This is a genomic window from Micromonospora sp. CPCC 205554 (assembly GCF_036902745.1).
GTDB lineage: Bacteria > Actinomycetota > Actinomycetes > Mycobacteriales > Micromonosporaceae > Micromonospora > Micromonospora tulbaghiae.
On the sequence record NZ_JBAKHP010000023.1, the window covers coordinates 12,021 to 32,699 of the forward strand.

Here is a 20,679-nt window from a genome sequence, read left to right on the forward strand (position 1 = left end):
CCTCCCTGCCGGAACGTCGGGCTGCCCGTTCGCCGGAGGCAGCCGGTGGCGGTCTCCGGGCGGTCGAGGCGGCGGTGGTCACCGGCGCGAGCGGGTCCGACCGCCGCGCGGGGTGGGCAGCCGGGGCGGCCCCTCCCATCCGGGGCGGGTCGGCCGCAGTCCGGGCCGGTCGTCCCGGCTGCGGTAGACGACGTAGGGTCGGGTGGCGTAGCCGACCGGGGCGCTGAACGCATGGACGAGGCGGGTGAACGGCCAGAACGCGAAGAGCGCGAAGGCGGCCAGGATGTGGATCTGGAAGCCCACCGGGACGTCGGCCATGATCCCCGGATCCGGGCGGAGGTAGAACAGCGACCGGAACCACGGGGAGATGGTCTCCCGGTAGTCGTAGCCGGGGCCGGCGACGTTGGCCCGCACCGTGGCCCAGAGGCCCAGCACGATCACCCCCGCCAGCACCACGTACATCGCCTTGTCGTTGCGGGTGGTGGCGGCGAAGACCGGCCCGGTCAACCGGCGGCGGGCGATCAGGATGCCCAGCCCGATCAGGGTGCAGAAGCCGGCTACCGTGCCGATGAACACGGCCATGAGGTGGTAGGTGTGCTCGGTGACGCCGACCGCCTCGGTCCAGGACTTCGGGACCAACAGGCCACCGATGTGTCCGATCAGGACCATCAGTACTCCGAAGTGGAACAGTGGGCTGCCCCACCGCAGGATGCTGCTCTCGTAGAGCTGGGAGGATCGGGTCGTCCAGCCGAACTTGTCGTAGCGGTGGCGCCAGATCAGGCCGCCGACGAGGATCGCGATCGACAGGTACGGGTACACCACCCACAGCAGGATGTTCATCGGCGTCCTCCAGTCGTGTCGACCAGTCCGAATGGTTCGAGTCCGACCTGCTCCACCGGCGGCCCGGTGCGGGCCAGCCGGGCGGCGGCGGCGATGTCCCCGGGCTGGGCGGGCGGCAGCATCTCCCGGACGGCGGCGACGGCCTGCCGGTATATCGACTTCTCCCGCCCCAGCGCCTCGACCAGCAGGTCGAGGCCGACGCGGTTCTCCCGCAGCAGCCGCCACCCCTCGTCGTCGGCGGCGGCCAGGTCGAGGACGGCGGGCAGGAAGTCGGGCAGCTCGCCGTCGACGACGGTCAGTCCGGCCGCCTTGTACGCGGCGGCGAAGTCGACCAGCGCCTCACCCCGGCGACGGGTGTCGCCGCAGGTGTAGTACGTCAGGTGCAGGCAGCAGCGGCGCCGGAAGTCGAACACCTCCACGTAGGCGGTCCGCAGGTCGACCGGCGCGGCGGCTTCCCGGTGGGCGACCACCTCGCGCAGCGGCCGGGCGACCTCGGCCGGCAGGCCGTCGAGCGCGGCCCGCACGGTGGGCAGCGCTGCGAGGACCTCCTCTTCGGGATAGCGCAGCAGCAGGGACGCCGCGCGGGCGGCCACCGCCCGCCAGGTCGGCCGGCTCACGGGGTACCTCCGTCGACGGGTGCGGATTCGCGGCTGCGGGGCGGGAAGAGGCCCTTCGGGCTGCCCTTGCCGTCCCAGTTGAGCAGGTTGACCCGGCGGGGTTCGTCGCCCGGGTCGGTGAAGCCCTCCGCGGTCTGCCGGTCGCGCAGCATGTGGAAGGTCTCCACCTGGACCGGCACCGGCGTGCCGGAGGACTCCCCGAAGGGCCCCTGGCCGTACGGGCCGCCGCCGCCCATCCCGGGGCCGCCCTCGTAATCGAGGCTGCACTCGGTGGCGATCTTCTCCAGCCGGTGTGCGTCCTCGGCGTGCGCGGCGGGGATGACGTACCGCTGCTCGTACTTGGCGATGGCGAGCAGCCGGTACATCTCGTCCATCTCCGCGCCGGTCATGCCGACCGCGGCGGCGATGGACTCGTCGCGCTCCTCGCCCAGGTTGATCCGGCGCTGGTAGGCGCGCATCGCGGCGAGCCGGTTCAGCACCCCGCGCACCGGCTCCGGGTCGCCGGCGGTGAAGAGCTCGGCGAGGTACTCCACCGGGATCCGCAGCGCGTCGATGGCCCCGAAGAGGTTGCCGGCCTCCTCCGCGTCGTGGCCGGTCTCGCGCAGCACGTCGGCCACCGGCGACAGCGGCGGGATGTACCAGACCATCGGCATGGTCCGGTACTCCGGGTGCAGCGGCAGCGCCACCTCGTAGCGCATGATCAGGTCCCAGATCGGCGAGCGCTGCGCGGCATCGATCCAGTCGTCCGGGATGCCGGCCTCGCGGGCGGCGGCGACCACGGCCGGGTCGTGCGGGTCGAGGAAGACCGACCGCTGCGCGTCGTACAGGTCGTGTTCGTCGGCGATGGCGGCGGCCTCGGCGACGCGGTCGGCGTCGTAGAGCATCAGCCCGAGGTAGCGCAGCCGCCCCACGCAGGTCTCGGAGCAGATGGTGGGCTGGCCGATCTCGATGCGCGGGAAGCAGAAGGTGCACTTCTCGGCCTTGCCGGTGCGGTGGTTGAAGTAGACCTTCTTGTAGGGGCAGCCGGTCACGCACATCCGCCAGCCCCGGCAGCGGTCCTGGTCGACCAGCACGATGCCGTCCTCGGCCCGCTTGTAGATCGCCCCCGACGGGCAGGAGGCCGCGCAGGACGGGTTGAGGCAGTGCTCGCAGATGCGCGGCAGGAAGAACATGAAGGTCTTCTCGAACTCCTGCTTCACCTGGCCGGAGACCTTCGCCAGCACCGGGTCACCGGCGGCGATCTCGTTGCCGCCGGCGAGCGAGTCGTCCCAGTTGGCGCTCCAGGTGATCTTCGTATCCTGGCCGGTGAGCAGCGACTTCGGCCGGGCCACCGGGGTGTCCTCGCCGGCCGGCGCGTTGATCAGGTGCTCGTAGTCGTACGTCCACGGCTCGTAGTAGTCCTGCATGGACGGCAGCTTCGGGTTGGCGAAGATGCTGAACATCTTCTTCACCCGGCCACCGGAGCGTGGCTTGAGCTTGCCGGAGCGGGTCCGCACCCAGCCGCCCTGCCAGCGCTCCTGGTTCTCGTAGGTGCGCGGGTAGCCCTGCCCGGGGCGGGTCTCCACGTTGTTGAACCAGACGTACTCGACGCCGGAGCGGTTGGTCCACGCCTGCTTGCAGGTGACCGAGCAGGTGTGGCAGCCGATGCACTTGTCGAGGTTCATCACCATCGCCATCTGTGCCATGACCCGCATCAGTACTGCACCTCCTGGGAGCGGCGGCGGATCACGGTGACCTCGTCGCGTTGGTTGCCGGTCGGGCCGAGGTAGTTGAACGCGAAGGACAGCTGCGCGTACCCGCCGATGAGGTGGGTGGGCTTGACCAGCAGCCGGGTCAGCGAGTTGTGGATGCCGCCGCGCCGGCCGTTGGTCTCCGACTTGGGCACGTCGATCACCCGTTCCTGGGCGTGGTACATGTAGACCGTGCCCTCGGGCATCTTGTGCGTCACCACGGCCCGGCAGACCACCACGCCGTTGCGGTTGACCGCCTCGATCCACTCGTTGTCCCGGACGCCGATCTTCGCCGCGTCGGCCTCGCTCATCCACATCGTCGGCCCGCCCCGGGACAGCGTGAGCATGATCAGGTTGTCCTGGTACTCGGAGTGGATGGACCACTTCGAGTGCGGGGTGAGGTAACGGACGGTGATCTCCAGCTCCCCGTTGCGGCCGAGTCTCGGTTCGCCGAAGAGCTTGTGCATGTCCAACGGCGGCCGGAAGATCGGCAGCGCCTCGCCGGCCTCGTGCATCCAGTCGTGGTCGAGGAAGAAGTGCTGCCGGCCGGTGAGCGTGTGCCAGGGCTTGAGCCGCTCGGTGTTGATGGTGAACGGGGAGTAGCGCCGGCCGCCGTGCTCGCTGCCCGACCACTCCGGGCTGGTGATCACCGGCACCGGGCGGGACTGGGTGTCGGCGAAGGTGATCTGCTTGCCCTCGTGCTCGGCCGCCAGGTCCGCCAGGCGTACCCCGGTGCGCTTCTCCACGTCCCGGAAGCCCGCGGTGGCGACCCGCCCGTTGGTGGTGCCCGACAGCGCCAGGATCGCCTCGCAGGCGTGCGTGTCCTTCGCCAGCGACGGCCGCCCGTCCGCGGCGCCGCCGCGCACCTCACCGTTCTTGTGGCGCAGATACTCGACCTCCGGCCGCACGTCGACCGAGAAGCCCTTGCCGGTGGTGCCGAGGGTGTCCATCAGCGGCCCGAGCGCGGCCATCTTGTCGGCGATCGCGCCGTAGTCCCTCTCGACCACCACCAGTTTCGGCATGGTCCGGCCCGGCACCGGGGTCTCCCTGGTCGCCGCCCAGTCGCGGACCCGGCCGTGCGGGGTCGCCATCGCGTCCGGGGTGTCGTGCAGCAGCGGCGCCGCGACCAGGTCCTTGCGTACGCCCAGCCGCGGCCCGGCGAGCGTGGAGAACGCCTTCGCGATGCCGTGGAAGGCGTCGAAGTCGGTCCGGGTCTGCCACGGCGGGTTGATCGCCGGGGTGAAGGCGTGCACGAACGGGTGCATGTCGGTACTGCTCAGGTCGTGCTTCTCGTACCAGGTGGCGGCGGGCAGCACGATGTCGGAGAAGAGCGTCGTGGAGGTCATCCGGAAGTCCAGGCTCAGCAGCAGGTCGAGCTTGCCCTCCGGGGCCTCCTCCCGCCAGGTCACGTCCTTGGGCCGCAACTCCTCCGGCGCCTCCTCGGCGCGCAGGTTCGCGTCGGTGCCGAGCAGGTGCCGCAGGAAGTACTCGTTGCCCTTGGCCGACGAGCCGAGCAGGTTGGCCCGCCAGACGGTCAGCACCCGTGGCCAGTTCTCCGGCGCGTCCGGGTCGGTGCAGGCGAACTTCACGTCGCCCTCGCCGAGCCGCTCGGCCACCCAGCCCGTCGGGTCGTCCGGCCGGGCGGCGAGGGCCTCGTCGGCCAGGTCGAGCGGGCTGCGGTCGAAGGTGGGCATCGACGGCATCCACCCCGAGCGGGCCGACTGGGCCAGCAGGTCCATGGTGTGCTTGCCGGCGAACGCGCCGGTGCCGGTGGGGGAGGAGACCACGTCGGCGGAGTAGGTGTCGTAGCGCCACTGGTCGGTGTGCACGTACCAGAAGGCGGTGCCGATCATCTGCCGGGGCGGGCGGACCCAGTCCAGGCCGAACGCGAGCTGCGCCCAGCCGGTCGCCGGGCGGCACTTCTCCTGCCCCACGTAGTGCGCCCAGCCGCCGCCGTTGACCCCCTGGCAGCCGGTGAGGGTGACCAGCGCCAGAATCGCCCGGTAGGTGGCGTCGGAATGGAACCAGTGGTTCGTGCCGGCGCCGAGCAGGATCATCGACCGTCCGCCGGAGCGGTCCGCGTTGTCGGCGAACTCCCGCGCCACCCGGGCCACCTGCGCCGCCGGCACCCCGGTGACCGGCTCCTGCCACGCCGGCGTGTACGGCGCCTCGACGTCGTCGTACCCGGTCGGCCACTGGCCCGGCAGGCCGTCGCGGCCCACCCCGTACTGGGCCAGCACCAGGTCGAAGACGCTGGTCACCAACTGGCCCCGCACCGTGCGGGTCGGCACGCCCCGGCGCAGCGCCTGCGGGGTGTCGGTGTCGAACCGAGGCAGCTCCACCTCCACCGCGTCGCCCGCCCCGAGGCAGGTCAGCGCCGGCTCCAGGTCGCCCAGGTCCAGGTTCCACTGGCCCTGCTGCTCGCCCCAACGGTGGCCGAGGCTGCCCCGCGGCACGGCGGGAGCGTCGGTGGCCGAGTCCCAGAGCACCGTCCGGAAGGCCGCCTCCTTGTCCGTCTCGCCCAGGTCGTCGGCGGTGAGGAACTTGCCCGGCCGGTACGCCCCGTCGGCACCCGGCTCCAGGGTGACCAGGAACGGCAGGTCGGTGAACCTGCGGACGTAGTCGACGAAGCGCGGGGTGCGCTGGTCGACGAAGAACTCCTTGAGGATGACGTGCCCCATCGCCATCGCCAAGGCGCCGTCGGTGCCCGGTTGGGCGGGCATCCACTCGTCGGCGAACTTGACGTTGTCGGCGAAGTCGGGGCTGACCACCACGACCTTCTGCCCCCGGTAGCGCGCCTCGGCCATCCAGTGTGCGTCCGGCGTGCGGGTCACCGGGACGTTGGAGCCCCACATGACGAAGTAGGAGGCGTCCCACCAGTCCCCGGACTCGGGCACGTCGGTCTGGTCGCCGAAGACCTGCGGGGAGGCCACCGGCAGGTCGGCGTACCAGTCGTAGAACGACAGCATCGAGCCGCCGAGCAGGGACAGGAACCGGGCGCCGACGGCGTGCGACACCATCGACATGGCCGGGATGGGGGAGAAGCCGGCGACCCGGTCCGGGCCGTACTCGGCGATCGCGTGCACGTGCGCGGCGGCGACCATCTCCTGGGCCTCGTCCCAGGTGATCCGCACCAGGCCGCCCTTGCCGCGGGCCTTCTGGTAGCGGCGGCGTCGTTCCGGGTCGGCCTGGATGTCCGCCCACGCGGCCACCGGATCACCGAGGCGGCTTCTGGCCTCCCGGTACATCTCCACCAGCACGCCCCGCGCGTACGGGTAGCGGACCCGGGTGGGGGAGTAGGTGTACCAGGAGAAGGCGGCACCCCGGGGGCAGCCCCGAGGCTCGTACTCAGGCCGGTCCGGTCCGACGCTCGGGTAGTCGGTCTGCTGCTGCTCCCAGGTGATGATGCCGTCCTTGACGTACACCTTCCAGGAGCACGAGCCGGTGCAGTTCACTCCGTGCGTGGAGCGCACCACCTTGTCGTAGGACCAGCGGTCCCGGTAGAAGGCGTCCGCCTCCCGGCCGCCGATCTGGTGCAATGTCCGGCCGTCGGCGGAGACCTCGGCCCGGCGTACCAGGCCGCCCACCGCCAGCAGCGCCCGCCCCGCACTATCGGTGGCTCGCGACATACGCCTCATTCCTTCGATAGATGGCCGTACTGCCCCACGTTCTCGGCAGATGCGCCGGAGTGCAACCCCGAGCGAGGGCGTAATGGCCATGGTGCCGACGTACAACCTCGGGAAACCGGGCCGAAGGTCCCGAGATCATCGGCTTTGTACCTGCGGGTCCGTGGCGGAACTTCGTGCCCGGTCGGGCGGTCACCGGCGGGGCACGGAGCGGGGCCCGGCCGTCTCGGTGTCACCGTCCGGGACGCCCACCCTCACCCGCGAGGCGCTCGCCGGGCAGGTCCGGGACCGGGGGCCACTGTGGAGTGTGTTCTTCCTGGTGCCGGCCGGGTGGGGCGCCGCGCTGGGCGGCCGCGACGCGGGCAGACCGAGGACGTGCTCGACGCCCTCTACGACCTCGGCGAGACCGTGCCGGTCAAGACCACCGAGGCGCACCGCCGGTAGCCGCGGGGCGGCGTCGGCAGCGGCCGACATCCGGGCCGCCTCACCTGGCTGCCGCCTCCGCCGGGGTGATCCGGTCCCAGGCCGGGATCGGCAGCGCGATCACCGCGGCCGGGAAGAGACCGTGCTCCTCGTTGTCGATGTGCCGGTGGAGCCGGTCCAGGGCGGCCAGCACTGCGGGCCAGTCCGGGTCGGCCCGGTCGACGCCGCCGAGCACGCCGTGGATGTCGTCGTGCTCCGCGCAGAGCTTCGCCACCGCCCCGGCCAGGCTGCCCTCGGCCCGCAGCTCCACGAAGAGGCCGTCCTCCTCAGTGGAGGTGTGCGGCATCAGCAGCGCCAGCAGCGCGTCCAGCGCCACCAGGGCGTCCGGGCCGGAGGCCCGCACCGCGCCGCGCAGCCGGGCGGCCGCGTTCGCGATCGCCTCGTGCTCGGCCGAGAGCCGGCCGATCAGCGGGAACTCCCGACAGCCGCAGTAGTTGCACACTTCGTCTCCTGACCACGAGGGTGGGCGACTCCATCGTGCGCACCGGCAACCTCCGTCAGCAGGGCCGGACGGCCCGGTACGCCGGGACGGCGGGCCCTGATCCCCACCGCCCTGGCACCGACAGACTGCTCAGACCGTCACCGGCCGGCGGGAGAGCCGGATCTGCCACACGTCCGGCCCGTCCTGCAGCCACTCGCTGGTCATGCCGTCGCCGTAGCGGGCTGCGACCTCGGCCAGCAGCGGGCGGGGTGCGTGCGGGGCGACCAGCACCAGCGCTCCACCGGCCGGCAGAGCCTCCAGCGCCGCCAGCACCCGCGCGTGGCGCTGGTCGTGCGGGAGCTGCCGGACGTCCAGCCGGGGATCGATGGTGAGGGTCGGGGCCGGCGCGTCGGCCGGTGCCCGGTCACCACCGCAGCCGCAGCCACCCCCGCCGCAACCGCCGCCATTCGAGCTTTCCGAGGAGCCGAGCAGATCGTGCATCCCCTCCAGCAACTTCGCCAGCGAGACGTCGGCCGCGTCCACCAGCAGCGGGACGACCAGGTCGTTCTCCTTGGCCAGGTGGACGGCGAAGAGCGCGGCGAGGGCGCGCGCGGTGCCGGCGAGGCGTACCGGCCGGTTGCCGGTCTCCAACTCGGCGACCAGGCCGGTGATCGCCTGGTGCTCGTCGAGCATGCCCCGGACCAGCAGCGCACCCTCGGCCTGCTCACCGGCGGCGGCGTAGAGGGAGTCCTCCTCGGCGTGCGCGTGCGGCAGCAGTTCGTCGCGGAGCCATCGGAGCAGTTCGTCACGGTGCCGGAGCGCCCCGGCGGCGTCACCCTGGTCGGCCGCGGTCAGCAGGTTTCCGACGTGCCGGTCGAGGTCGGCGGCGAGCTGGGCGTGGTGCCGGACGACGGCCTGCGCGGCCTCGCGGTCGGCCGGGGAGCGTGAGGCGGACATGGAACCCTCCAGGGTTTTGCGGTTGAACGACGTTGTAACGTTATCTAACGTGGAAACCCCGAGAACAGGGCCGGTCGGCGAGACCATCGACCCGCAGCGCCACCGGGCTCTCGGCACCGCCAGCCGGGCCTCGATCCTGGAGCTCGTGCGCGCCGCCGGCGCCGGCATGACGATCGCCGAGGTGGGGGAGCGGACGGGCCTGCACCTGTCCACCGCCCGCGCCCACCTCGACCGCCTGGTCGACGCAGGACTGCTGGTCAAGGCGCGGGCCAGTGGGGGCCAGCCCGGACGGCCGGCGTGGCGCTACCGGGTGGCCGTCGCGGAGGCCCCGGCCCCCGCGCCGTACCGGGCACTCGCCGCCGCCCTGCTCGACCACCTGTCGCGGCGGGGCCACGGAGACGTCCGGGCGGAGGCCACCCGCGCCGGCCAGGACTGGGGACGCCACCTCGCCGCCGCCACCCCGCCCGGCAGGGAGCCGGTCGATACGCTGCTCGACGTCCTGCGCGGGCTGGGCTTCAGTCCCCGCCGACACCGGACGGCCGACGGGGCGACCGAGATCCACCTGCACACCTGTCCCTTCCTGGAGCTGGTCAACCGCAACCCCGACGCGATCTGCGCCCTGCACGTCGGCGTGGTCCGCGGCACGCTCGAACACGCCGGTGCCTCACCGGCCGGCGCCATGCTCGAACCCTTCGGCGCACCCGACGCCTGCGTGGTGCGGCTGGCCCTGCCGAATATCACCGAAGAGCCGGCATGAACCCACGGCCGGTCGCCGTACGATGGCGTCTCCCCGTCCTCGCCGCGGGCGGCTTCGCCCTGGTGAGCGGTCTCTACGCCGCCCTGCTGCTGCTCGGCCTGCCGATGCCCGCGCCTCACGTCCCACTGGAGCAGGTGCACGGCCCGCTGATGGTGCTGGGCTTCGTCGGCACCCTGGTGGCGCTGGAACGCGCGGTGGCCCTCGGCACCCGGTGGGCCCTGCTCGCACCCGCCTGCTCCGGCGCCGGGGCGGTGCTCCTGGTGCTGACCGGGCCGAGCCTGCCCGGCCGGCTGCTGCTCATGCTCGCCTCGGTGCTACTGCTGCTGGTCTACCAGCGGCTGTGGTGGCGGCAGCCCGGCCCGGCGCTGCTGGCCCAGGTCACCGGCGCGCTGAGCTGGTACGCCGCTACCCTGCTCTGGCTCGCCGGCCTCAGCGTGCCGGAGATCGTGCCCTGGCTGGCCACCTTCGTGGTGGCCACCATCGCCGGGGAGCGTCTGGAACTCGCTCACCTCACGCTGCCCCGGCACGGCGTCGGCTGGTTCCTCGCCGCCCTCGGCATGCTGACCGCCGGCGCCACCGCCGCCGCGCTCTGGCCCGCCGTCGGGGCGTACCTCTTCGGGGTCGGCCTGCTCGCGACGGTGGCCTGGCTGGTGGTCTGCGACGTCGCCCGCCGCACGGTGCGCGCCGTCGGCCTCCCCCGCTACGTCGCGGTCGGCCTGCTCACCGGGTACGCCTGGCTGGCGCTGGCCGGCCTGCTGTGGGCCGGCGCCGGGCCGGTCACCGGCGGCTCCCGTTACGACGCCGCCCTGCACCTGGTCTTCCTGGGCTTCACCATGTCGATGATCTTCGCGCACGCTCCAGTGATCCTGCCGGCTGTGCTTCGCCGCCCACTGCCCTACGGACCGTGGCTGTACGCCCCGCTCGCCCTGCTGCACACCACCCTGACGATCCGGGTCCTGGTCGGCGACGTGCTCGGCGTGCCGGCCGGGTGGCGCTGGGGCGGCGTCGGCAACGTCCTGGCGGTGCTCGGTTTCGTCGGCGGAGTGGTGGCCGCGTTGGTCCGCGCCGCCCGGCGGCGGACCCGGACGGCGGTCGTCCCGCCGGTCGTGCCGGCGGTGCGGTGATGGCCGGCACCCGCGGCGACTCCGCCCCGACCCCGCCCTCGGGCCCGAGGCCCGGGCCGACCGTCTCGGCAGTCGCGTCGGCCGGTCCCGCCGCCCCGGCCCTCGGCCCGGTGACCGCTCCGGCCGTGGCGGCGGGCCTTCGGCGGGCCGGTTGGCACCGTCGGGTCGCTGCGCTGCCGTTGGCCTACCTGGCCGGGCTGGTCGTGCTCGCCTTCGTCCATCCGTTCCTCCCGGCGTGGCGCTGGACGGCCATCCACCTGCTGCTGCTCGGTGCGGTCAGCAACGCCGTCGTGGTGTGGAGCGCCCACTTCGCCGCCGCCGTGCTGCGTGCCCCCGCCCCGGACCGCCGCCGCGCCGAGGCGGCCCGGCTGGCCGCGCTCAACGTGGGCGTGCTGGCGGTCCTGACCGGCGGCACGGCCGACCGCCCCTGGCTGGGCGTGGCGGGCGCTACGCTGGTCTTCGTCGCGGTGACCGCCCACCTCGTCGCGCTCACCCGCCGGCTGCGCCGCGCCCTGCCGGCCCGGTTCTCCGTCACGGTGCGCTACTACCTGGCGGCGACCGTGGCCCTGCTCGCCGGCGTGCCGGTCGGCGCCGGGATGCTGGTGATCGACGACCCGCTGCGCCCCCGGCTGCTGCTGTTCCACGCCCACGTGAACCTGCTCGGTTGGGTGACGCTGACCGTCCTCGGGACGCTGCTGACACTCTGGCCCACCGTGCTGCGTACCCGGATGGCCGACGGTGCGGTCCGCGCCGCCACCGTCGCGCTGCCGGTGGCGACGACCGGACTGGTCCTGCTGGGCGTCGGCCTGCTCGCCTGGTGGCGGCTGGTCGCCGCGGCCGGGCTGAGCCTGTTCGCCCTCGGCGCGCTGATCGCCCTGCGCCCCGCGCTGGCCGTCGCGCGCACCCGCCCCCCGTACGCGTTCGCGTCCTGGTCGCTCGCCGCGGCCGGCGGCTGGCTGATGGTCGCTCTCGCCGTGGACGCCGCGACGCTGCTGCCCGCTGCGGACCCGGCCGGCGCGGCCGACCGCTTCGGTGCGGTGCTGCTCCCGCTGCTGGTCGGCTTCGTCGCCCAGGTCCTCGTCGGAGCCCTGACCCACCTGCTGCCCGTGGTGCTCGGCGGCGGACCCGCGCCGGTGCGCCGCCGCGCCGCCCTGCTGGAGCGGCGCGGCCCGCAGCGCGTCGCGATGACCAACGCCGCCCTGCTGGTCCTCGTCCTGCCCACCCCGCTGTTCGTCCGCCTCACCACCTCACTTCTGGTCCTCGCCGCGCTGGTGCAGTTCCTCGTGCCGGCCGTGCGGGTCCTGCTCACCGCCCGGAGGTAACCCGTGTCCGCGCGCACCGACGCCCCCGTGCCCCGCCCGCTCGGCGGAGCAGCCGCGGGTCTCGCCCTCGTCCTCGTCGCCGTCCTCGTCGGGGTCGCCGCCCAACGCGTCTCCGGTGACGTACCCGTCCCCGCCGCCGCCACCGCCGTCACCCCGACCGGGCACACCACCACGGTCACCGTGGTCGCCGACGGCATGCGTTTCCACCCCGACCGGATCGACGTGCCCCGGGGTGATCGACTGGTCATCGAGCTGACCAACCGGGACAACCGCCGCCACGACCTCGTCCTGGCCTCCGGGGCGAGGACACCGCTGCTGACGCGGGGCGGCGACGCCCGGCTGGACGCCGGCGTGATCGGGGCGACGGTGGAGGGCTGGTGCTCCCTGCCCGCCCACCGGCAGGCCGGCATGACACTGCGGATCGTCCCGACGGGGGCCACGGTGGCCGCTCCGACAGGGACGGCCGCGGCGACGGAGGGGGCGAGGCCGCGCCTCGATGCCCTGGCCGACCCTGGCGCGGCCTTCGTCGCCCGGGACGCCACCGCTCCGCCCGTGCCGCCCGGCCGGCTGCACCGGCGTGAGCTGCACGTCCGGGAAGTCGTCCGGGAGGTCGCGCCCGGGGTACGGCAGCGGCTGTGGACCTTCGACGGAACCGTGCCCGGCCCGGTGTTGCGCGGCCGGGTCGGCGACACCTTCGAGATCACCCTGGTCAACGACGGCACCCTGGACCACGGCATCGACTTCCACGCCGGTGCCGTCGCCCCGGACGAGGTGATGCGCCCGATCGACCCCGGGCAGCGGCTGACCTACCGGTTCACCGCGACCCGTGCCGGCATCTGGATGTACCACTGCTCGACCATGCCGATGCTGCACCACATCGGCAACGGGATGTACGGTGCGGTCATCGTCGACCCGCCCGACCTGCCCCGCGTCGATCGCGAGTACGTGCTCGTCCAGTCCGAGTTCTACCTCGGCCCGGACGGCGAGCCCGGCGACCTGGCCGCGATGCAGGCGGAGCGCCCCGACGCCGTCGTCTTCAACGGCTACCCCGCCCAGTACGCGCACCGTCCGCTGCCCGCCCGGGCCGGTGAACGGGTCCGGGTCTGGCTGCTCGACGCCGGCCCCAACCGAGACAGCTCGTTCCACATCGTCGGCGCCCAGTTCGACACCGTCTACCGGGAGGGGCACTGGGAGAACCGGCCGACCGACCCCGGCGGAGCCCAGGTGCTGTCCCTCACCCCGGCCGGCGGCGGCTTCGTGGAGACGGTCTTCCCCGCAGCCGGGCACTACCCGTTCGTCAGCCACGCCATGGTCGACGCCGAGCGCGGCGCCCGTGGCCTGTTCGAGGTCCGGTGACCACCATGAACACCGCTGTCGTAGCCGACCGCCCGGTAACGCGCCGCCGCCGCGTGCGCCAGTTCGTCCCACCCCAGCACGGCGCGTGGGCGATGCTCCTGCTGCCGTACACCGTGGGGGTGGCCTTGGCCGGCCCGCGCTGGCCGCACCTGCCGCTGCTCGGCGCCTGGCTGACCGGCTACCTGCTGTCGTATTACGCTTTCCAGGCGATCAAGAGCCGTCGGCCGAGCCGCTTTACCCCCCAGCTGCTGGTGTACGGCCTGTTGGCGGCGCCGCTCGCGGCGACTGTAGCGCTCGCCCGGCCCGCCGTCCTCTGGTACGCCCCGGGCTACGCCGCGCTGCTGGCGGTCAACGCCGGATACGCCTGGCATCGCCGGGAACGGGCACTGCTCAACGACTTGGCCTCGGTGGGGCAGAGCTGCCTGCTGGTCTTCGTCGCGGCGACCATCGCCGGTGTGTCCGTCACCCGGGTCACCCCGGCCTTCGCAGTGCTCCTGCTCTACTTGTTCGGCACTGTCCTCTATGTCAAGACGATGATCCGGCAACGCGGTGACAGTCGCTTCCTCCGTCTCTCCATCGGATACCACGCGCTCGGCCTGGCCGCCGTGGTCTGGCTGCTGGATGTGCTGCTCGGTCCGGTCTTCCTGCTGCTCCTGCTCCGGGCCGCGCTGCTGCCGGCACGCCGACTGCGCCCTGTGCAGGTCGGGATGATCGAGATCGGGTGCTGCCTGGTCGTTCTGGCCGGGGTGCTTGCGACGCTCTGACCGGCGCGCCCCCGTCCTCCGGAGTAGATGTTGTCGGGCAGCACGCTGAACGGGATCTTGACCTCGATCCGGTTGCCGGTGTACGGCTCGCTGGTCACGACCGAGGCGATCTGGACGCCCGGCGAGCAGTTTCGCCAGCGCGTCGACGAACTGGCCCGTTGGCTCGTCACGTGCTGCCTCCTGCTCGACCCGCAGCGGATCGTGCTGGTCGGCAGGGTGGCGACCGAAGCCCAGCCGGCGGTGGTCTGAGCGGTACGCGGGGCGCGGCTAACCAGCGCCGACGCCAGCCAAGGCCGCTCGGGCAAGCGGCCACGATGTCTGACGAACGACCTGTAGGACGCCGTTCCAGCCTGGCTGCAGCAACCCGGTCACGGGCCCAGGATTGGGGGAGCAGGTTGGGAGCAACAGGGTGCACTGAACGGCCCTCAACCGCACCGAACGGCACCCAACGGTGCGCAACTGCACCCACCCCTGCCTGCGGCTTCTCGTTTCCGCAGGTCAGAGTCGGTGCGGCGTCCTGCTTCACACAACTGCACTCAACGGCAGTGAACAGCAGTCAACGGCACTCTATGTCGCCTGGTAGGGGAGCATCCGCAGCTCAAGGCGGTAAGGACCTTGTGAGTGTTCATGCCTTGCAGGTGGGTGCAGATTGGGTGCAGCGTGGCGAAGTGGTCACCGTGTCCGAAGTGCTCATTGGCTTTGGGCGGAGAGGGGACCGTGACCTGCGACGATGCTGGCGAGCGAGTGGCCTTGAGCTCCCAGAGAACACCGAAGTGGTCATCTCCTTGCTCCCCGCCTGCCTGCTGTCGGCTTCTTCGTCACGGGCTCGCTGATGCCAGCCGCCGGGACGATCCTGCATCGACGTGCGGCTCTAGATCCGCGACGGCGGAGTTGGTAGGGAATCCGGCAGTTGAGACTAGAATCCCACTGGCAGCCATCTGACCAGGGCTTCCTGGGCGGTGACATCTTCGGCGCGCCCGAAAGCGTCAGCACCGGTGGCTCCGCTTCATAGGCCGACGACGTCCGCTCATGCCGATGAGCGGATGTCGGCGCCCCGTCGTATACCGGTCGACAGAAGTGCCGCTGTTCGCCGTATCCTCACCAGGTGGTAGAGGCCGACGTTACAGATGGTGTCATCGATCGGCTGCTTTCAGCGCTGGCTGCGCAACTTGCCCTGTCGGAGGGGCAGGCCCTGTCCGGCGGCGCGGCCGAGGCGCTCGCCGATCTGAGCAGAGCCGAGGCCGAGCAAATTTTCGGCCAAGCCGGCCATCTCGTCCACTACGGCGCAGACACTGAACCGCTGGAGTCCCTCATCCACGCGATCTCGGCCGTCCTCCGCACCGAGGCCCCGGCAGACGCTCCGTTCAAGCCGGGCGACGAGGTCCGACTCGTGGGCGCACTGCCGGAAGCTCTCTCGAAATACGACGAGACGTGGCTCCGGCAGATCAGCTTCACCGTACGCTACGCCGGCCGAGGCCCGATGATCGACGTGCAGTCGGATCTGACCGAGGATTATATAGTCGCGACTGTGCCTGCGGCTGCGGTCGAACACCTCCCGAGGTAGCCGACGCCGCATCCGCTCATGCCGCTGATAAGGCGCGGCATTCCTGAGCACGTCCGGTTGACGAGCGGACCGTAGGAGCGGGGGTCAGGAGCGACTGAGCCTCACGGTCGCTGGCCAGGCGCCGACGCCAGCCAAGGCCGCTCGGGTAAGCGGCCACGATCTCTGACGAACGACTTGTAGGACGCCGTTCCAGCCTGGCTGCAGCAACCCGGTCACGGGCCCGGGATCGGGGAGCAGGTTGGGAGCAAAAGGGTGCACTGAACGGCCCTCAACCGCACCGAACGGCACCCAACGGCCCCCAACGGCACCCAACGGCACCCAACGGTGCGCAACTGCACCCACCCCTGCCTGCGGCTTCTCGTTTCCGCAGGTCAGAGTCGGTGCAGCGTTCTGCTTCACGTGGAGTGCTCCGCCGTTCTGGGTGGCAGTCGATGGCTCTCTATGTTGCCTGGCGGGGGTGTATGCGCAGGTCGCCGCGGTAAGGAGCTTCTGGACGGGCTGGCCTGGCCAGTAGGAGCAGATTGGGCGCACGTTGGCGAAGAGATCAACGAGTCCGAAGTGCTCACATGCGCGGCGCCGGGCGAAACGCTTTGACCTGCGGTGATACGGTCGAGCGATGCGGCGTAACCTCCCAGAGAAGACCGAAGTAGTCAGGCGTTGATGCTCCCCGCTTCGCTGGCGCGTCGGCTGTCGTGCTGGGTTCGCCGGCCGCGATCGGGACGGTCGCGTTGGATCGATGTGAGGCACTAGCGTCGTTGTGGCCGCGTCGGTGCTGATCCCGCCGGTTGAGACTCGAATCCCACCGGTAAGCCTATGGTCAGGCCTTCTTCAATGGTGACCTCTTCGGCGGGGCTGAAGTGGTCGAGCGAAGCCGCGTTGGTCGGTGCTCGACCGGACGCCGACCTTTGTGCAGAGGACCTGGCGTGGGTGATCGTCGGCTCGGCTGCGGCTGCCGGTTCGGGCCTGTTCGTAGCGCCGTTTCTGGGTCGGGTACCTGACTGTAGGTGAGCGGATGGGTGCCTGCGTGGGTCCTGTTGGTGGGACTTGTTGGCTGAGTGATCGATGTAGAGATGCGGTTGCGGGGCTAGCGTCGGCGGTTCATGGGTGACACGTGGGGGATTGATCTGTGGCGTACCGTTTCAATGCTCCGCCGAATTGGCCGACGCCGCCGGCGGGTTGGGTGCCTGGTCCTGGGTGGAAGCCGGATCCGGCGTGGGGGCCTCCGCCGCCGGGGTGGCAGCTGTGGGTTGCCGAAGCGCCGCCGGCGGTTCCGGTCGCGCCGCAGCAGCCGCCCGCCTCACCTGGAGTGGCCGCATCCGTGCCTGCGTCGGTTCCGGCTCCACGTGCCGATGAGTCTGAGATTCCGCTGTTCGGGGCGCGCGGCAAAGCGCGGGAGTTGGCTGCGGAGGTGACGCAGCTGCGGGCGGAGCTGGAGCGGCTCCGTGGGGAGATGGACCGTCTCGGTGTGCTCCCGGCGGTCGAGCTGGAGCAGTATCGAGAGCGGTTGAAGCGGGAGATCGCGGAGCAGGCTGCGGCGGCTCAGGGGCAGAAAGCGGATCTCGACCGTCAGTTACGTGAGCTTCGTCAGCAGGTCGTGGTGACTGAGGAGACGGCGCTGCTGCAGGAGGCCGGCGTCTACGAGTATCGGCATCCGCTGTCGGATGCGGTCGCCTACCAGGCTGCTCTGGCTGGGCTGCAGGGCCAGATCAAGAGCATGACCAAGCGGGATGGCGGGGCGGTCTTGGCCGCGACTGGCTGGACGGTGAACGGTTCCGAGGCTGAGGGGCGGGTGATGGTGCGGGACTTCTCCAAGCTGATGCTGCGGGCCTACAACGCGGAGGCGGACAACCTTGTCCGTGGTCTGAAGCCCTACAAGCTCGACTCGGCCGTGGAGCGTCTGGGCAAGGTGGCGGCGATCATCGCTAAGCTGGGCAAGACGATGCACATCCGCATCTCGGAGGCCTACCACCGGCTGCGGGTCCGCGAGTTGGAGCTCACGGCTGACTACCTGGCGAAAGCCGCCGAGGAGAAGGAGCGTGAGCGGGAGGAGAAGGCGCGGCTGCGGGAGGAGCGACGGGTCCAGCAGGAGATCGAACGCGAGCGCGCTCGTCTGGACAAGGAGCGTCAGCACTACGCCAACGCCCTGGTCGCGCTGCAGGCCAAGGGCGACGTCGATGGCGCCGCGCAGATGCAGGAGCGGCTGGCGCAGATCGATACCGCGATCGAGGACGTGGACTACCGGGCCGCCAACGTGCGTGCCGGCTACGTGTACGTCATCTCTAACCTGGGGGCGTTCGGGGAGAAGATGGTGAAGGTCGGCATGACCCGCCGCCTCGACCCGCTCGACCGGGTAAAGGAACTCAGCGACGCCTCCGTACCTTTCAACTTCGACGTGCACGCCCTGTTCTTCTCCGACGACGCGGTCGGCATCGAAGCCAAGATGCACGCCCGCCTGGCCGACCGCCGAGTCAACCTCGTCAACCAGCGACGCGAGTTCTTCTACGCCACACCACAAGAGGCCAAGGAACACCTGCTCGAGCTGGCAGGCAGCCTGCTGCAGTACGAAGAGGTCCCCGAGGCGCTCGAATACCGCCAGAGCCTGACCCAGGCTAAGGCGGAGGTCATGTAGGGCGTTGCGGGAATAGGCAGTGTCTCGAAGCCGGGTACGGGCATGCCGGTGATCGATAGACGATGAGGGAGCGTTTGCCTCGGGGACCGTGGCTCGGCGTACGCTGACCCGAGCCGGCGCGGCGCGATGGCTTGAAGGGGACGTGAGATGGTCGAGTGTGCAACTGCGGACCGGCTGATCCTCGTTGACGTGGTGAATCACTGGTTCTACCTGCGACAGCCTACGTTCATCAGCGCTGGACAGACCTATTGGATCGATCACGAGACGAACGATCTCTGCGTCGACCGCGGTGATGATCGCGTGACCCGGCATGCCCGCGTGACCCGGCACGCAGGTTGGATGTGTCGCTAGGCCGTGTTTCAGAAGCGGGGTAGCCACTCGTTGATCGCCGCGACGTGCGCGGTGGCTTCGCAGCGGACGGCGAGCTTGTCGTACCGGGTGGCCACGCCGCGGTTGCGCTTGAGCCGGTTAATTCCGCACTCCCGGCGTGGCGGCGCTGGTAGATCTGCGGATCTAAGGTTGGCGGCCGGCCGCCCTGCGACCCTTTCTTGTGCCGACTGGCGGCTTGGTCGACCTTGATAGGAATGGTTGCCTTGATGCCGCGCTGGCGTAGGTGATGCCGGTTGGCCCGCGAGCTGCATGCCTTATCAGCCAGGACCCGGTCGGATCGGGTGCGGGGTCGACCGCCGTCGGGTCTCGGAACCCGGATGCGGGCCAGGAGTCGGGTGAACTGGGGACTGTCACCGCGTTGTCCGGCGGTCAGCAGCATGGCCAGGGGTTTCTGGCCATGCTCGCAGCCCAGGTGCAGCTTGGTGGTCCAGCCGCCACGTGAGCGGCCCAGCGCGTGGTCCGCGGGTTCCACTTCGACTCCGCCCGGTGGTTCCTTCTGCAGATGCGGTTGAGTTCGGGTGCCGGCGGCGTGCTGATGGACCCGGGTGATGGTGGAGTCGACGCTGACGTCCCAGGTGATCAGTCCGGCCGCGTCGGCGCGGGCCTGTAGGTCGGTAACGATCCGCCGCCAGACTCCTGAGCGTTGCCAGCGCCGGAACAGCCCGTAGACCGTCTGCCAGGGTCCGTAGCATTCCGGCACGTCTCGCCACGGTGAGCCCACTCGGACCCGCCACCGGATGCCGTCGATGAGCTGCCGTTTACTCCATTTCGGCGGCCGTCCTGGTTTGCCCTTCGGCAGGAGCGGCTGCAGCACCGCCCACTGCGCGTCGGTCAGGTCGAACCGCCTCGTCACCGGTACCCTTGTCGGCTCCGCCTGATTCTCAATGCTGTTTGTCAAGTGGCGAGGGCGGTCAGAGGTTGCTCTTCTTCGTAGGGTCGGTCGTCGCGCAGCATCGCCCAGAGCACGTTCACGCGGCGCCGGGCCAGGGCGAGGACGGCTTGGCCGTGGCGTTTGCCCTGAGCTCGTTTGCGCTCGTAGAACGACTTTGAGGCAGGACTGCGCTGGATGCTGATCAAGGCTGATGTGTAGAAGACGCGTTGGAGCTGGCGGTTGTATCGCTTTGGGCGGTGGAGGTTCCCGACGCGCCGGCCGGAGTCGCGTGGGGTGGGTGCGAGTCCGGCATAGCCGGCGAGGTGGTCAGCGGACGCGAATCCGTCAAGGTTGCCACCGGTGGCGGCGAGGAATTCCGCGCCGAGGAGGTCTCCGATGCCGACCATGCTGGTGATCACCGTGGCGTGGTGGTGGCGGTGGAATCGGTCGGCGATGAGCTTGTCCAGCTCGGTGAGCTGCCGATCGATGTCGATGATGGTGGCCGCGAGCCGGCCGACGAGCTCCCCGGCCATTGCCTCACCGGGAACGCGGACGTGCTGCGCTTCAGCGGCGTGCATCGCTGCCGTGGCGAGTTTGTCCGCGTGGCGGACTTTGCGCTCGCGGAGCCAGCGCTCCAGTTCCTCTCGCCCGATTGCGGTAAGAGCGGCGGGTGTCTGGAACTGGCTGATGAGCACGAGCGGTCCGCGGTTGGTGAAGTCGAGTGCGCGCTCCAGGGCGGGGAAGATGCCGAGCAGGCGTATCCGTAACCGGTTGATGGTGCGGGTGCGATCGGCCGCGAGGTCGGCGCGGTGGGCGGTGAGCATGCGAAGTTCAGCGAGCAGGGTGTCCTCGAGGTGCAGCTCGCGCAGGTCACGGCGCATGCGGGCCTGGTCAGCGATGAGCGCGGCGTCCTTGGCGTCGGTCTTGCCCTCGCCGCGGTAGGCACCGGCGATGCGGTTGACTGCCACGCCTGGCAGGTAGAGGACCCGCTGGTCGCGCCCAAGCAGGAGCGTGATGGCAAGTGCCGCCGGGCCGTCGGCGAGGTCGATGGCCCAGGTCACCTCCTTCGCTCGGGCGAGGGCTGAGGTGATCGCCGCGACAAGTTCAGGTTCATCGTTGGGCACCCGCCGCGACAGCAGCCGGCGCCCTTCCCTGTCGATGACCACCAGGTGGTGATGGCCTTTGCCGGCGTCGATCCCGGCCCATGCTTGCTCGACCTGCTGCATCC

At 71.0% G+C, this 20,679-nt stretch carries 16 protein-coding genes and 1 pseudogene; 9 read left to right on the forward strand and 8 right to left on the reverse strand.

What is annotated here, in order from left to right; genetic code table 11:
• Positions 1-78 precede the first annotated feature (78 nt).
• Genes narI through V6U82_RS23675 form a run of 4 tightly spaced genes read right to left on the reverse strand, consistent with a single transcriptional unit; the run spans position 79 to position 6,816 of the window.
• Entirely contained in the window at positions 79-840 is a 762-nt protein-coding gene (gene narI, locus V6U82_RS23660; protein WP_135240896.1) for a respiratory nitrate reductase subunit gamma, read from the reverse strand.
• Positions 837-1,457, reverse strand: a complete 621-nt coding sequence (narJ, locus tag V6U82_RS23665) for a nitrate reductase molybdenum cofactor assembly chaperone (RefSeq protein WP_030268131.1) — start codon at positions 1,455-1,457, stop codon at positions 837-839. The genes narI and narJ overlap by 4 nt, the downstream gene beginning before the upstream one ends.
• Entirely contained in the window at positions 1,454-3,151 is a 1,698-nt protein-coding gene (narH, locus tag V6U82_RS23670; protein WP_184975869.1) for a nitrate reductase subunit beta, read from the reverse strand. The genes narJ and narH overlap by 4 nt, the downstream gene beginning before the upstream one ends.
• A complete protein-coding gene (locus V6U82_RS23675) occupies positions 3,151-6,816 on the reverse strand; it encodes a nitrate reductase subunit alpha (protein ID WP_334464645.1) in 3,666 nt (1,221 codons plus the stop codon). Before V6U82_RS23675 ends, narH begins: the two co-directional genes overlap by 1 nt.
• 193 nt (positions 6,817-7,009) lie before the next feature.
• On the opposite strand from V6U82_RS23675, the pseudogene V6U82_RS23680 reads away from it, so the two are divergent.
• A pseudogene (locus V6U82_RS23680) lies at positions 7,010-7,248 on the forward strand (radical SAM/SPASM domain-containing protein); the annotation flags it as partial.
• Between the two features lie 49 nt (positions 7,249-7,297).
• Here the strand turns inward: V6U82_RS23680 and V6U82_RS23685 are convergent.
• Complete coding sequence (locus V6U82_RS23685; RefSeq protein WP_334464646.1) at positions 7,298-7,738, reverse strand: hemerythrin domain-containing protein; 441 nt, start codon at positions 7,736-7,738, stop codon at positions 7,298-7,300.
• Between the two features lie 129 nt (positions 7,739-7,867).
• On the reverse strand, positions 7,868-8,674 hold the full coding sequence (locus V6U82_RS23690; protein ID WP_334464648.1) for a DUF2249 domain-containing protein: 807 nt from the start codon (positions 8,672-8,674) through the stop codon (positions 7,868-7,870).
• On the opposite strand from V6U82_RS23690, the gene V6U82_RS23695 reads away from it, so the two are divergent.
• From V6U82_RS23695 to V6U82_RS23730, 8 genes are all read left to right on the forward strand, one after another.
• On the forward strand, positions 8,673-9,431 hold the full coding sequence (locus V6U82_RS23695; protein ID WP_442933460.1) for a helix-turn-helix transcriptional regulator: 759 nt from the start codon (positions 8,673-8,675) through the stop codon (positions 9,429-9,431). The two genes, V6U82_RS23690 and V6U82_RS23695, sit on opposite strands and share 2 nt — an antisense overlap.
• Entirely contained in the window at positions 9,428-10,555 is a 1,128-nt protein-coding gene (locus V6U82_RS23700) for a hypothetical protein (RefSeq protein ID WP_334464650.1), read from the forward strand. The genes V6U82_RS23695 and V6U82_RS23700 overlap by 4 nt, the downstream gene beginning before the upstream one ends.
• 110 nt (positions 10,556-10,665) lie before the next feature.
• Positions 10,666-11,877 carry a hypothetical protein gene (locus V6U82_RS23705; protein ID WP_334464651.1) on the forward strand — a complete coding sequence of 404 codons (1,212 nt, stop codon included), beginning with the start codon at positions 10,666-10,668 and terminating at the stop codon, positions 11,875-11,877.
• Positions 11,878-11,880: 3 nt separating this feature from the next.
• Positions 11,881-13,233, forward strand: coding sequence for a multicopper oxidase domain-containing protein (locus tag V6U82_RS23710; RefSeq protein ID WP_334464653.1), 1,353 nt, complete (start codon positions 11,881-11,883; stop codon positions 13,231-13,233).
• A 5-nt stretch (positions 13,234-13,238) separates the two neighbouring features.
• Positions 13,239-13,997, forward strand: coding sequence for a YwiC-like family protein (locus tag V6U82_RS23715; protein WP_128138805.1), 759 nt, complete (start codon positions 13,239-13,241; stop codon positions 13,995-13,997).
• Positions 13,998-14,027: 30 nt separating this feature from the next.
• On the forward strand, positions 14,028-14,246 hold the full coding sequence (locus tag V6U82_RS23720) for a hypothetical protein (protein ID WP_181726745.1): 219 nt from the start codon (positions 14,028-14,030) through the stop codon (positions 14,244-14,246).
• A gap of 856 nt (positions 14,247-15,102) precedes the next feature.
• Positions 15,103-15,561, forward strand: coding sequence for a hypothetical protein (locus V6U82_RS23725; protein ID WP_128138804.1), 459 nt, complete (start codon positions 15,103-15,105; stop codon positions 15,559-15,561).
• Between the two features lie 1,408 nt (positions 15,562-16,969).
• On the forward strand, positions 16,970-18,190 hold the full coding sequence (locus V6U82_RS23730) for a DUF4041 domain-containing protein (protein ID WP_334464656.1): 1,221 nt from the start codon (positions 16,970-16,972) through the stop codon (positions 18,188-18,190).
• 359 nt (positions 18,191-18,549) lie between these two features.
• Here V6U82_RS23730 and V6U82_RS23735 read toward each other — a convergent pair.
• Both V6U82_RS23735 and V6U82_RS23740 read right to left on the reverse strand, forming a co-directional pair.
• Positions 18,550-19,433, reverse strand: a protein-coding gene (locus tag V6U82_RS23735; protein WP_442933461.1) for an IS5 family transposase whose coding sequence is annotated in 2 segments (ribosomal slippage) — positions 18,550-18,674 and positions 18,674-19,433 — 885 coding nt in all. Because the reading frame shifts where the segments join, the coding sequence is not laid out codon by codon here.
• Positions 19,434-19,474: 41 nt separating this feature from the next.
• Positions 19,475-20,677 (reverse strand): IS110 family transposase, encoded by a 1,203-nt coding sequence (locus V6U82_RS23740; RefSeq protein WP_030502744.1) that lies wholly within the window; start codon positions 20,675-20,677, stop codon positions 19,475-19,477.
• Between the last annotated feature and the right edge of the window lie 2 nt (positions 20,678-20,679).